Genomic DNA, 13269 nt, shown 5'->3' on the forward strand with positions numbered 1-13269 from the left:
AGCAGGTCTTGGGCTAAAGGGAGATTAGCCCTTTCCCAGCTCTACCGAACGGTCAAAAGCCGCTTTGGCAGCCTTAATTACGGTTGTTTCCAGTCCGGCTTGCTCAAATACCTTTATAGCTTCGGCGGTAGTGCCGCCGGGCGAGGTTACATTTTTGCGGAGCTGGGCAAGCGGCAGGCCGGATTTTTCCGCATAAACAGCCGAACCGGCGGCTGTCTGGGATACCAGTACCGTTGCTTCCTCAGGGGTAAAGCCCATTTCCTGAGCCGCTTTTTCCAGACTTTCCATAAACAGGAAGAAATAAGCCGGGCCTGAACCTGAGATGGCGGTAGCCGCATCCAGCATGGTTTCTTTGCCGGTATATATTTCTTTGCCCATGGCGGAAAGTATGCTTTGGGTTTGTTCTTTCTGGGCGGGGCTTACCGCCGGCAGGGCAGTCCAGACGCTCATGCCCATGCCTATCATAGCCGGGGTGTTGGGCATAACCCTTACTACGGCTTTGTGTCCAAGCCCGCCGGACAGTTTACTTAGAGTTGCCCCGGCAATAATGGATATCACCAGCTGTGTCTCTGCCAGTTTGCCCTTAAGTCCGGCGCTCAGTTCAGCCAGGTTCTGGGGTTTTATAGCCAGCAGGACTACTTCGGCGTTTTTTATAGCCTCCGGGTTTGAAGGGGTGGTCTTTATGCCATAGGTATTTTCAAGGAAAACGCGGCGTTCGGCTTTAATCTCACTTACGGTAATATCCTTAGGCGGGCAGATTTTTTGCTTGATAAGGGCGCCCAAAATGGCCTCACCCATATTCCCCCCACCGATAAATGCTATTTTCATATTATTTCACCACAATATTTACTAATTTGCCGGGTACATATATGACAGATGACGGGGTTTTGCCCTGAAGGTGGGGTTTGACTCTGGCGCTGTTTAAGGCAGTTTCCTTAGCTTCGTCCTCCGAGATACCGGCCGGCATTTCCAGCCTTTCGCGGAGTTTGCCGTTTACCTGGATAATCAGGGTAATTACTTCGTCTTTGGCCAGTTCTTCGTCCCACTTAGGCCAGCTCTGGTTGTGAATGGAATATTCCATGCCCAGATTTGCCCAGAGTTCCTCGGCAATATGGGGGGCAACCGGGGCAAGCATAAGGGCAAAAGTTTTAAGGCTGTTTTGCCAGCTTTCTGCCGAGACGGCGGCAGCCTCTTTAAACTTGGCCAGGCTGTTTGAAAGCTCCATCAGGGCGGCCACTACCGTATTGAAACGCAGCCGTTCAATATCCATAGTTATCTTTTTGATAGTCTGGTGGAGGGTGCGCTTAAGTTCGCGTTCCGCTTCAGCCGAGGCGGTTTGGGGGGTGTATTCTTCTGTAAACAAGTTCCAGACCCGGTTCAGCCAGCGGCTCATGCCCGAAAGGCCGGAATCATTCCATTCGCCGCCCTGATCCCACGGGCCCACAAACATCAGGTAAGCCCTGACGGCGTCTGTGCCTACCTCTGCCACCAGATTATCCGGGGTAACTACATTGCCCTTTGATTTGCTCATTTTCTGGTGGTTGCTGACGATAATGCCCTGATTAAAAAGCTTTTTAAAGGGTTCGCCGAAGTCTATTATGCCCATATCCCGCAGGGCTTTGGTGAAGAAACGGGAATAAAAAAGGTGCATAACGGCGTGTTCGGCACCGCCGGTATAAAGGTCTACCGGCATCCAGTACCGCAGTTTTTCCGGGTCAAACGGCCCTTTGTCATAACCGGGGCTGGTATAACGCAGGAAATACCACGAAGAACACATGAAGGTATCCATGGTATCTGTTTCGCGTTTAGCCTTACCCCCGCAGACCGGGCAGGTGGTATTTACAAAGCCTTCATTATATTTCAGGGGGGATTCGCCCCCGCTGCGGAATTCTACGTCTTCCGGCAGAAGTACCGGCAGGTCTTTTTCGGGTACGGGTACAATGCTGCACTTTTCACAGTAGACCATGGGTATGGGGGCGCCCCAGTAACGCTGGCGGGAAATAAGCCAGTCACGCAGTTTGTAGTTTACGGTTTTTTTGCCCCAGCCGTGTTCCGCCAGATAGTCACATACCTTTTCTTTGCCTTCGGTATTGGGCAGGCCGTTAAACGGGCCGGAATTTTGCATAACCCCTTCATTTATATAGGCGGCTTCAAGGGGCTGGCCGTCATAATCCGGCGGGGCAATTACAGTTATAACCGGCAAGTGGTATTTTTGGGCAAAGACAAAATCACGCTCGTCATGGGCGGGCACGCCCATAACCGCCCCAGTGCCGTAACTCTGGAGAACATAATCACCAATCCAGACAGGTACTTTATGGCCGTTTACCCGGTTGGTCACGTATGCACCGGTAAAAACGCCGTCCTTTTCCCTTTCGGTGGAAAGGCGCTCAATCTCAGTGCAGGCGCGGGATTTCTTTATATATTCATCCACCGCCGCTTTGTTTTCGGGGGTGGTAATCTTTTCAACCAGAGGGTGTTCGGGTGCCAGCACCATAAAGGTCACCCCGTAAATAGTATCAGGGCGGGTGGTAAAGACCTTTATCTCATGTTCTGGCACAGCCGGGCAGTCCAGGGCAAAGGATACTTCCGCCCCGTAGCTTTTGCCTACCCAGTTTCTCTGCATGGCGGTTATTTTTTCCGGCCAGTCCAGGCCGTCATGGTCTTTGAGTTCATCAGCATAGTTGGTAATGCGGAAAAACCACTGTTCAAGGTCACGGCGGGTGGTGGGGGTTTCACATCTCCAGCAGGTGCCGTCTACCACCTGTTCGTTGGCCAGCACCGCCTGACAGCTGGGGCACCAGTTTACCGGGGCTTTGGCGCGGTAAGCCAGCCCGGCTTCATACAGCTTTAAGAAGAACCACTGAGTCCACTTGTAGTATTCGGGCAGGCAGGTTATAACCTCTCTGTCCCAGTCAAACATAGCGCCGATAGTTTTAAGCTGGCGGCGCATATTTTCCACGTTATTAAGCGTCCAGATACGGGGGTGGATATGGTGCTTGATGGCGGCGTTTTCAGCCGGCAGACCGAAAGAGTCAAAACCCACCGGGCGCATTACGTTAAAGCCGTTTAAGCGTTTGTATCTGGCAAAACAGTCCGCCGGGACTTCGGCATACCAGTGGCCTATATGAAGGTTGCCAGAAGTATAAGGGAACATGGTAAGGGAGTACCATTTGGGTTTGGGGCTGTCTTCACCGGCGTGGTAAAGGCGGTCTGCCGCCCATTTATCCTGCCACTTTTTTTCTGTTTCCTGCGGATTATATTTTTCGGCCATTTCTGTTTTCCTATCTGAGATATCAGATTATATTACCCCGTACTGCCGGTGCTTTCAAGTTTGGGGCGGCTTTTCGGGGCTATTTCTATATTGGGCAGGAATTGGGTAAAATGAAGCAGACCTGAAAATGTGCTATATATAAATAGAAAGGCTGGCCGTAAGTGGCCGGTGGTTTTTTAATGACAGTTAAAGAGATTGTGGTAATAGGTGCGGGGGCTGGCGGGCTTATGGCGGCAGGACGGGCGGCTGAGTGCGGCGGTAAAGTAATCCTGCTGGAAAAGACCGAACAGCCGGGTAAGAAAATGCTTATTTCGGGGCAGGGCAGGTGCAATATTTCCAACAGCCGGGATATTGCCGAATTTATCACCGCTTTCGGCCCTAACGGGCGGTTTTTATACAGCGCTTTCAGCCGTTTTTTCCGGCAGGAGCTGGTGGATTTGCTGGCACGTTACGGGGTGGAAACCAAAACCGAACGGGGCGGGCGGCTTTTCCCTGTTTCAGACAAAGCTCATGACGTGGTGGCGGCCTTAACTGAATATGCCTCCGGCGCGGCTTTGGTAAGCGGGCAGAAGGTCAGCCAGATACTGGTAAGCGAGGGGCGGGTAGTGGGGGTCAAAACCGAAAAGGAGACCTTCAGGGCGGATGCGGCGGTGATTGCCACTGGGGGTGCGTCCTATCCCGGTACCGGCTCTTCGGGAGACGGTTTCCGTTTGGCGGAAGCGCTGGGGCATACTATTGTGAAACTACGTCCGGCTCTGGTGCCTCTGGTGGTGAAAGAGATAGATTTGGCAAAGAGCATGCAGGGGGTGGCCCTGAAAAATATCCGCCTGACGGCCTACCGCTGTGAAGCGGATAAAATACCTGCGGATTTGACCTTGCAGGACTGGGGGCGGGGTATTGCGGGCAAAAAACCGCCCAAAGCGGTGATTGAAAGCCGCATGGGTGAGCTGATGATTACCCACTTCGGGCTGGGCGGGCCTTTGACCATGCTGATGGGTCTGCCGGTTGCCGAGGCACTGGAGCAAGGGGCGGTGAGTGTGGCCATAGATTTAAAACCGGCACTTTCGCTGGATAAACTGCGTCTTCGCCTACAGCGGGACTTTGACACTTTCGGCAAACGCAGTTTTCAAAACCTGCTCTCAGAGCTTTTGCCCCAGAAGATGATAAGGCCGTTTGTAGACCTGACCGGCATAGACCCGTTCAAATGCGGCGGCCAGATAACGGCGGCTGAACGCGAAGTTATCTTGGCAAACCTGAAATGCCTGCGGTTCAATATTACTTCCACTCTGCCTTTAAGTGCGGCGGTGGTGACTGCCGGCGGGGTAGACCTGAAGGAGATAAACCCGCGGACTATGGAGTCTAAACTGGTAAAAGGGCTTTATTTCTGCGGGGAGGTTATGGATATAGATGCGGATACCGGCGGTTATAACCTTCAGGCGGCTTTTTCCACCGGCTATCTGGCAGGTGAATCAGCGGCGGGAGCTTAGCGGGAATGGCCGGGCGGGGTAATAGACATCTGCTTGAAATAAATACGTACAATTACTAATACCGTATAAAGCCTGTAAAACGCATAATGAATATCCGGTGCGGTTGCCAGGGTTTTTCAGCATATGGTATGTCCTGCCATACCGGGAGGAATGAAAGTGAGCATGCAAATATCTTTTAATCTGGATATCATAAATAAATGCGTCTGCCATAAATGCCCCGTTCAGAACCAGAGTGAATGTGTCCGCACCCAAATGGCCGGGCTGAAAACCAGCCTTAGGGAAATACCCCTCAATCCCCATAAAATACCCAAGGCATATTGCCTTAACGGGAAGTCTGTCTGCAAAGGAATTGACCGCAGCAAACCGTGTATCTGCGGCAGCTGCGAAATATATGCCAAACACCAGCTGTCCGAAGCTGAACCGGGCGGCTTCTACTGTATTGAGGGCAAGTCTGCTTAAGATAATCAAATACAGGCTTTTTTATATGTCTCCGCCTGCCGCTTATGCTATTTCACCGGGTTTCATTTAGTAGTAATATATTTCTTATACAGGCGTATGTCTTACAGATAAAAGATTTGCCGCCGTTTTAAGCAGTCTGTTTGCACACTGAGTGCTTTATTAGTCCGGATAGGAGGGATTTAGGGATATGGAAAAAGTTACGGGAAAAAATGCCGGGGAGATTAAACTTTATGCTCTCAGCACCTGCGGCTGGTGCCGCCTAACCCGCCAGCTTCTGGCTGAACTGGGAGTGGCTTATGAATTTGAATATGTTGATTTGCTTACCGGGTCTGAGCGGGATAAAGCGGTAACAGAGCTTAGCGCCCTTAACCCGTCCAAATCTTTTCCCACTATGCTGATAGGGGGAAGCAAAGTGATAATAGGCTATAAGGAAGCCGAAATACGGGAGGCTCTGAAAGCATGAGTCAGCAGCTTCCCGGACCAGCCGAAGATTTAGCCCTGTTCCAGCTGCGCCTAAGAAGTGAAGCCGAGGCTTCGGGTTATCACCTGAACCCGGATAACGCTTTTGTCAAAATGCTGGCAGAGGGCTTGCTGGCTAACCGCCAGCGTTATGGTTATCAGTCCTGCCCCTGCCGTCTGGCAGAGGGTAACCGGAAAGCTGATTTAGATATTATTTGCCCGTGTGATTACCGTGATGCAGATATAAACGAATTTGGCAGCTGCTACTGCGCGCTCTACGTTGACAGTCAAATTGCCAAAGGTGAAAAAAAGCCTCAGCCGGTGCCGGAACGCCGCACTGCACCCAAGGCCCTGCCAAAAGCAAAAACTGCCCAGGCACCTGCTAAGCTTGCATATCCTGTCTGGCGCTGCCGGGTCTGCGGGTATCTGTGCGGGCGTGATGAAGCCCCTGACCAGTGCCCTATCTGCAAAGCAGACAAAGAGCGCTTTGAGCTTTTTATGCAATAAAACCCAAAAGTCCAAAAGGCTTGCCTCTATGTGCCGCTTAGTCTATTATAGTGTCAATTACTGTGCTTATGGGGCGGGCCTTTCGGGATGAATTTTTTACGCCGGTATGATTTTTATCTGCTGATACTGTTTATAGGGTTAGGTGTGCTGGCTTTTAACGGTGGCTGGGTACTGCCTTTGCGGCTGTTATTTGGCCTGCCGCTGGTTCTGATAGTGCCGGGTTATGCCCTGGCATCAGTCCTGTACCCCTCTAAGCTTAGCCTCAGCCGCTCATCACGGCTTATGGTGAGTTTGGCACTCAGTCTGTCAGTCTCCATGCTGGCCGGGCTGGTTTTAAACTATACGGCCGGGCTAAATCAGGAAAGTGTTTTCTATACGCTTGGCGGCTTCAGCCTTGTTTTCTGTCTGGCGGCTATTGCCCGAAGGCAGCACCTGCCGCCAGATGAAAAGCCCGGCCTGATACTGGTTCCGCCTGATACCAAAAAACAAACGCCGAAAAGCACTGCCCAGGTCTTTTTAAATGTGCTTCTGGCGGTTTGCCTGCTGGGGGCGGGGGGCTTTGCCGTTCAGCGTCTGGTGCAGGCTTATTCACCGGCTGAGTTTACCCAGTTTTATCTGCTGGGAATAGATAATACCGCCGAAAATTTCCCGGAGCTGTTTATTCTAAGTAACGGGCAGGTATCCGCTGTCCGGTATGGCAATCAGCCTGCTGTAGAAGCTGACTTAGCCCGCCTTAAACTGGTCATCTCCAATAATGGCCAGTCAGGTACACTCTACCGGGTAGAGGCCTTTATTAACGGGCAACTGTATATATTTTCCCTGGCAGACGGCGGGGAATTTGATGGTTTGGTGGATGTGGCGGCGGGTGCGGCCGAATCACTTGAGCTTTATTTTGCCCCGCCCGAAGCCGGAGATAGCCAGATACTGGAAATCTGGCTTTATGCGGGTGAAGAAGCTGTTTTCCCTCAGCCGCTAAAGCTGGTGTTCAGTACGGCTTAGGCTAAATCTTTTCATTTAAGAGCTTTGTGTAAACTTCTTTCAGGCGGTTAATTACTTCCGGCCAGCTGCACATTTCCGCCTTGGTGCGGGTCTTTACCGGTATCCCCTGAGTATAGGCCTGAAAGGCCTTCAAGAATTCAAAATCATCTTGGGCATAGTATAGTCCGTCTCCCTCAGGAAACATTTCCGGCAGCGCCCCGAAGGGGGTGGTTATCACCGGCAGATTGGCCGACATGGCTTCCAGCACCGACAGAGGCATTTCGCTGGAAAAAATCTGGTAATTGGCATCTTCTTCCGGCAGCATGGGGTAGATATAACAATCTGCCAGAGCATATAAATCTGCAATATTGGGGCGGAAACTGGTCAGAATCATGCAGCCGCTTTTCCTCAGGCTTTCCAGCAGTGTCCGGTTGAAAATACCCGGATTTGAAACGGCCATGATTACCTGGGTATCCGGGTTTTGCAGCCGCCTCAGCAAGTCCACTCCCCGCCCGGCCCGTACAGGCCCTACGTGAAGCAGCAGGAGCTTATTTGGGGGCAGGCAATACCGCCGGCGGAGTTCGGCCTTGGTTTCAGGGGAAACCGGCCTGAAATTAGTCATATCCACCCCATTCGGCAAGATAACGGTTTTTACCCCGCACTCCCCGAAAAAACCGGCACTTTTTGGGGATAAACAGATGGCCAGGTCCGGCTTTACATAAGAAAGCATATTCCTGACAGTGCGGGTTTTGACAGGCTGTTGGGCGGAAATAACCGTTTTGGCACGGGGGGCAGACAGTTTGGCCATTTTCAGGCGGAAAAGTTCGGCGGAATCCGGCTTTCCCAGCAAATGGATTATATCCGGCTGGAAACGGCGGATGCGGTTTAAACTGCGGGGGCGGGTAAAGTGTTCCCTGGGACAGGGCAGCAGGGATATCCCCTTTTCTTTGGAGAGAAAATCAGCCAGCTGGGCCGCCATCTTGTAGATGCTGCGGTCAGGGCAGGTTTTAAAGTCACCTATCAGGCAGATTTTTATCATATTAGGCTCTCTTAAATATCCGGAGCTTAGTGTAAGCCACTTTTGGCTGTTCGTCAAAGCATTTTTGATTGCGAAGCTGAGAGAAGTTTGGGTAATTGCCAGATATGCCAAATGACCATGACAAAGCGTAATATTTAGGCAAAAACTATTGACAAATGGCATCTGATGGTCTTATTATAGTGACAATAAGCGAAAAACAGGGTACAAATGAACCAAAAGGCTGTATTTATTGACCGTGACGGCACAATTGTAGAAGACGTGCCGTATTGCAATTCCCCTAGAAAGATACGCTTGCTGGAAGGGGCGGGCAAAGCTATTAGACGATTGAATGACCAGGGCTTCCTGGTCATTTTGATTACAAACCAGTCCGGGGTTGCCAGAGGCTATTTTTCGGAAGAGACTTTAGGCGAAATCCACAACAAGCTCAAAGAAGATTTGGGCTATTTCGGTGCTCATTTGGATGATATTTTTTACTGTCCGCATCACCCTGCCCAGAGTTGCGTCTGCCGTAAACCGGCCACCGGCCTTATTGACCAGGCAGTTGCAAAATACGGCCTGGATATCAGCGGTTCATACTTTATAGGTGACCGGCTGATAGATATTCAGGCGGCCAACCGTTCAGGCTGCCAGGCGGTACTGGTGCCGTATACCTCCCCCGAAACAGATTATTTTGAGCTGGAAATTTCTGTTGACAGCCGCCCCTCTTTTCTGGCAGGTGATATTTCAGCCGCGGTGGATTGGGTGCTGGCGGATACGCTGGGCAAGGCGGCTGTTTCGGTAGTTATACCTACCCTGAATGAAGAAAAAAATATCTGCAGTGTTCTGCCCCGCTTAAGGTGTGTGCCGGGTATTGCCGAAGTTATTTTGGTGGACGGCAGGTCTACTGATAAGACTGTTGAAAATGCCCTGCGGCTATGGCCGGAAATAAAGGTCATAAATCAGCCTGGCCGGGGTAAGGGTGATGCTATGCGGGCGGGTTTTGAAGCTGCTAGCGGGGATATAGTGGTTACTCTGGATGCAGACGGGTCACTGGCTCCGGAGGAGATTCCCCGCTATGTAGGGCCTCTGTTTGACGGGTATCAGATGGTCAAAGGTTCGCGCTTCTGCCGGGGCGGTGGCACTTCGGATATGCCGCTCTTCCGCCGTTTTGGCAATTTTGTCTTTACCAAAATGGCTAATCTGGTGTGCGGCTGCCGTTATACAGACCTGGTTTACGGTTACCATGCCTTCCGCCGCCAGATACTGGGAAGCCTGTGTCTGAAAAGTGACGGGTTTGAGATAGATACCGAAATGTATATCCGGGCTACCCGCAAGGGTCTGAAAGTAAAGGAAGTGCCCAGCTATGAAGCAAAAAGACTGGAAGGGGCGGGTAAACTCCGCAGTTTCCATGACGGCGCCCGCATTTTGAAAACTATACTGCGGGAGAGTGTTAATGGCTGACCCGTTTATTTCGGTAGTGGTTTCAGCATACAGCATGGAGCGTTATACCGACCTGTTATCCCTCATAGACAGCCTTAAATCCCAGGCTTATACCAATTTTGAAGTAATACTGGTTATTGAAAAATCCAGCCAGCTTTTTTCCAACCTGAACCGCTGTCTTTCGCAGCACCCTTACAGCCGTAATTTCAAGCTCTTTTTCAATGACGGTCTGCCGGGGCTGGCCAGTGCCCGCAACCTGGGGGTGGAGAAGTCACAGGGGGAAATAATAGCTTTTATAGATGATGATGCGGCCGCTTCACCGGAGTGGCTTGGCTGTATCGCCTGCTGTTTTAGGGAGGATAAAAAAATCATAGGGCTTACCGGCCCGGCCTTGCCCTGGTGGGAACACCCCGGACTCAGCTGGTTCCCGGCTGAGTTCAGCTGGGTTATAAGCACCATGCCCTGCCTTCCCCGCAGCCGCGGCTATATCAGAAATGCCTGGGGAACCAATATGGCTTTTCGGCGGCAGGCTTTCAGTAACGGGCAGGGCTTTGATACCGAACTGGGCGCTAAGGGCGGGGGCAAAAAGGGCAAGTCAGAACTGGTGGGTGAGGATACCGAATTTTGCCTGCGTATCTGCCGGCAAAGCGGCCTGAATATCCTTTACGCACCCGAAGTAAAAGTTATGCACCGGGTATACCGTTACCGTCTGAAGCCGGGTTTTATTGCCAAAAGGGCTTATTGGGAAGGGTATACCAAGGCGGTTTTTAAATACAGGCTGGGCAAAGAAACAAGCGGGGCAGGGGTTTTATCTGAAGAACTGGGTTTGCTTAGGCGGATTTTTCTCCGTCTGCTTCCCCTCAGCTTGCTAAATCTGCCTCTCAAACCCCGCCGGTCTGCTTTAACTATTCTGACCACCTTAAATATTCTGGGTTCTACCGGCTGGGGTTATATACGCGGAATGGCCTCAGCCAGATTTATATCAGTTAAGGAGGCGGTAAATGCCTGAAGTGTTAGTCACCGGCGGGTGCGGTTTTATCGGCAGTCATCTGGTAGATGCCCTGCTGTCACAGGGATTTAAGGTAAGGGTAATTGACAACCTTTCAAACGGTTCACTTGAAAACCTTAAGTGCGGCCAAAGGGATAAACTGGAAATAATAAACGGAAACCTTACGGACAAATTTCTGCTGGATTCAGCCGTAAAAGGCTGCGAAACGGTATTTCACCTGGCTGCCCATGCCAATGTCCAGAATAGCGCCAAAGATACCGGCATAGACCTTGAGAATAATACTCTGGCTACCCATAACCTGCTGGAAGCCATGCGCCGAAACCGGGTGGACAGGCTGGTATTTGCTTCCAGTGCGGCAGTATACGGGGAGAGCGGTCTGACGGTACTGGATGAGGATTACGGGCCACTTTTGCCCATTTCCCTGTATGGTGCCAGCAAACTGGCAGGCGAAGGGCTGATAAGTGCTTACAGCCATCTCTACGGGCTGAAAGCCACCATGTTCCGCTTTGCCAATATTGTGGGTAGCAGACGGCACAGCGGGGTGATATATGATTTTGTCAGCCGTCTCCGTCAGAACCCGTCCAGTCTGTTGGTGCTGGGTGACGGAAGCCAGAGCAAGCCTTACCTGCACGTCAGTGACTGTGTTGCCGGTATATTGCTGGGGTTTGAAAAATCAACCAAAAATTTGGGTTTATATAATCTGGGCACGCCTGATTCGGTGGCAGTCAGGGATATTGCCTGTCTGGTCGCCTCGGAAATGGGGCTTAAGAATGTTTGCTACAGCTATAGCGGCGGGGAACGCGGCTGGCAGGGGGATGCCCCTCAGGTACGCTTTGATATCAGCCGTATCCGCACTTTGGGCTTTAAACCTAAGTTTACTTCACTTCAAGCCGTCAAACTGGCAATCAAAGAAACTCTGAAGGAGATTTGACTATGCAGGCGGTAATACTTTGCGGCGGTTTGGCTACCAGACTAAGACCCATAACTGAAAACATTCCCAAGTGTCTTTTGCCCATGGCCGGGCGTCCTTTCCTGCACCACCAGTTTCGCTTGCTGAAATCACAGGGCTTTGACCGGGTGGTTTTGTGCATAGGCCATCTGGGTGAAATGGTCAAAGATTGTTTCGGGCCGGGAGATGAATACGGCCTTAAGCTGGCCTACAGTCAGGAAACCGAAAAACTGCTGGGTACAGCCGGGGCTTTGAAAAATGCCGAAGATTACCTGGAAGAAGAGTTTTTTGTAATAAACGGGGATACCTATCTGGATATGGATTACCGGCAGGCCTGGCAGACCTATTCTCAAAATAATTGTGATGCCCTTATGACAGTTTATGATAACAGGCATGGGCGTATAAATGCCCGCAATGACGTGGCACTGGATGAAAATATGCTGGTCAGCTGTTATGAAAAAGACAGCCACCTGCCGGAGCTGAAGTTTGTAAATGCCGGGGTGCTTATTCTCCGGAAGAGCCTGTTTGCCACCCTGGAAAAGGACAAACCTTATTCGCTGGAGAGGGCTATTTTGCCGGTGCTGGCCCACAACCATCGGATGCTGGCCTATCCGGTAAAGGAATGTTTCTATGATGTGGGTACGGTAGAGGGCATATATACCTTTTGCAACTATCTGGAGAACCAGCCGGTATGATTATCAGCCGTACACCATTCCGGATAAGCTTTGCGGGGGGCGGCACAGACCTCAAGGCTTTTTATTCCCTTAAAGCCGGTGAGGTGGTAAGCACCGCCATCAATAAATACATGTATATTACGGTCAACAAACGTTTTGACAGCACTATCCGGGTCAGTTACTCGTCCACCGAAATAGTAAATACGGTTGATGAAATATGCCATCCCATTGTCAGGGAGGCTTTGAAACTTACCGGTATAAGCGGGGGGATAGAGATTGTCTCTATAGCGGATATACCTGCCGGTACCGGGCTGGGTTCGTCCAGCACTTTTACGGTCGGTCTGTTAAATGCCCTTTATGCTTATCAGGGGAAACTCCTTTCGGCTGAAGAACTGGCCAGACAGGCTTGCCGGATAGAGATAGACTGCCTGAAAGAGCCTATCGGCAAGCAGGACCAGTATATTGCCGCTTACGGGGGCATATGCTATTTCCGGTTTGAAGCTGACGAATACGTGGGGGTTTCACCCCTGCCGCTTAAGGCGGAGCTTAAAGCAAACTTAAATAAAAGCCTGCTCCTTTTCTATACCGGTTCTTGCCGTCAGGCAGGCAGTATTCTGGCTGAACAGCAGTCTAATACCACCCGCCCGTCTAATTTTAAGAATTTAACCTGCCTTACCGGACTGGCCGCTTCTTGCCGGGAGTGCCTTCTTGACCATGCTTTGCCGGAGGACATGGGGAATATTTTACATAAAGGCTGGCTGGCCAAGAAGAATCTAAGCAGCGGTATTTCAAACCCGTATATAGACCAGTGTTACCAGTCTGCATTAAGTGCCGGTGCTTACGGGGGCAAGCTTTTGGGGGCGGGTGGCGGCGGCTTTTTGCTGGTCTGTGCCCCGCCCAAGAGCCATGATTCCGTACGCCGGGCGCTTTCAGATTTGCCGCAGGTGGATTTTGAGTTTGAACCTGAGGGCAGCAAGATAATTTATGTTTTGTAAATTTCAGAATGCAAATGGAGGTA

General features: G+C 51.1%; 13 protein-coding genes. 10 read left to right on the forward strand and 3 right to left on the reverse strand.

Annotation, left to right across the window (positions count from 1 at the left end; genetic code table 11):
- Positions 1-24: 24 nt before the first annotated feature.
- Together proC and leuS are read right to left on the reverse strand one after the other, a co-directional pair.
- Entirely contained in the window at positions 25-828 is an 804-nt protein-coding gene (gene proC, locus ACE6F3_RS03515; RefSeq protein WP_324664014.1) for a pyrroline-5-carboxylate reductase, read from the reverse strand.
- Between the two features lies 1 nt (position 829).
- The gene (gene leuS, locus ACE6F3_RS03520; RefSeq protein WP_324664012.1) at positions 830-3271 is read right to left on the reverse strand and encodes a leucine--tRNA ligase; all 2442 of its coding nucleotides are present in this window, start codon (positions 3269-3271) and stop codon (positions 830-832) included.
- A 179-nt stretch (positions 3272-3450) separates the two neighbouring features.
- Between leuS and ACE6F3_RS03525 the strand changes: the two genes are divergently transcribed.
- The 5 genes from ACE6F3_RS03525 to ACE6F3_RS03545 all read left to right on the forward strand — a co-directional run bounded on the left by ACE6F3_RS03525 (position 3451) and on the right by ACE6F3_RS03545 (position 7182).
- Positions 3451-4758, forward strand: a complete 1308-nt coding sequence (locus ACE6F3_RS03525; protein WP_010935998.1) for an NAD(P)/FAD-dependent oxidoreductase — start codon at positions 3451-3453, stop codon at positions 4756-4758.
- A gap of 162 nt (positions 4759-4920) precedes the next feature.
- Entirely contained in the window at positions 4921-5217 is a 297-nt protein-coding gene (locus tag ACE6F3_RS03530) for a DUF2769 domain-containing protein (RefSeq protein WP_077974982.1), read from the forward strand.
- Positions 5218-5404: 187 nt separating this feature from the next.
- On the forward strand, positions 5405-5680 hold the full coding sequence (locus ACE6F3_RS03535; RefSeq protein ID WP_010936001.1) for a glutaredoxin family protein: 276 nt from the start codon (positions 5405-5407) through the stop codon (positions 5678-5680).
- The gene (locus tag ACE6F3_RS03540) at positions 5677-6183 is read left to right on the forward strand and encodes a ferredoxin-thioredoxin reductase catalytic domain-containing protein (RefSeq protein ID WP_324664008.1); all 507 of its coding nucleotides are present in this window, start codon (positions 5677-5679) and stop codon (positions 6181-6183) included. The genes ACE6F3_RS03535 and ACE6F3_RS03540 overlap by 4 nt, the downstream gene beginning before the upstream one ends.
- Before the next feature lie 87 nt (positions 6184-6270).
- Positions 6271-7182 carry a DUF1616 domain-containing protein gene (locus tag ACE6F3_RS03545; protein WP_324664006.1) on the forward strand — a complete coding sequence of 304 codons (912 nt, stop codon included), beginning with the start codon at positions 6271-6273 and terminating at the stop codon, positions 7180-7182.
- 1 nt (position 7183) lies between these two features.
- On the opposite strand, the gene ACE6F3_RS03550 is transcribed toward ACE6F3_RS03545, so the two are convergent.
- A complete protein-coding gene (locus tag ACE6F3_RS03550) occupies positions 7184-8200 on the reverse strand; it encodes a glycosyltransferase family 4 protein (protein ID WP_324664004.1) in 1017 nt (338 codons plus the stop codon).
- Between the two features lie 207 nt (positions 8201-8407).
- On the opposite strand from ACE6F3_RS03550, the gene ACE6F3_RS03555 reads away from it, so the two are divergent.
- From ACE6F3_RS03555 to ACE6F3_RS03575, 5 genes are read left to right on the forward strand one after another with little or no spacing between them, the layout of a single operon-like run.
- Positions 8408-9640 (forward strand): HAD-IIIA family hydrolase, encoded by a 1233-nt coding sequence (locus ACE6F3_RS03555; protein WP_324664002.1) that lies wholly within the window; start codon positions 8408-8410, stop codon positions 9638-9640.
- On the forward strand, positions 9633-10628 hold the full coding sequence (locus ACE6F3_RS03560) for a glycosyltransferase (protein WP_324665691.1): 996 nt from the start codon (positions 9633-9635) through the stop codon (positions 10626-10628). Before ACE6F3_RS03555 ends, ACE6F3_RS03560 begins: the two co-directional genes overlap by 8 nt.
- A complete protein-coding gene (locus ACE6F3_RS03565) occupies positions 10621-11559 on the forward strand; it encodes an NAD-dependent epimerase/dehydratase family protein (protein ID WP_324665689.1) in 939 nt (312 codons plus the stop codon). The genes ACE6F3_RS03560 and ACE6F3_RS03565 overlap by 8 nt, the downstream gene beginning before the upstream one ends.
- Positions 11560-11561: 2 nt before the next feature.
- Positions 11562-12272: a nucleotidyltransferase family protein gene (locus ACE6F3_RS03570; RefSeq protein WP_324665688.1), complete on the forward strand. Its 711-nt coding sequence runs from the start codon at positions 11562-11564 to the stop codon at positions 12270-12272.
- Positions 12269-13246 (forward strand): GHMP kinase, encoded by a 978-nt coding sequence (locus ACE6F3_RS03575; protein ID WP_324665686.1) that lies wholly within the window; start codon positions 12269-12271, stop codon positions 13244-13246. The genes ACE6F3_RS03570 and ACE6F3_RS03575 overlap by 4 nt, the downstream gene beginning before the upstream one ends.
- Positions 13247-13269: the final 23 nt, after the last annotated feature.

The sequence above is a fragment of the Dehalococcoides sp. THU4 genome (genome assembly GCF_043231265.1).
GTDB classification, from domain to species: domain Bacteria; phylum Chloroflexota; class Dehalococcoidia; order Dehalococcoidales; family Dehalococcoidaceae; genus Dehalococcoides; species Dehalococcoides mccartyi.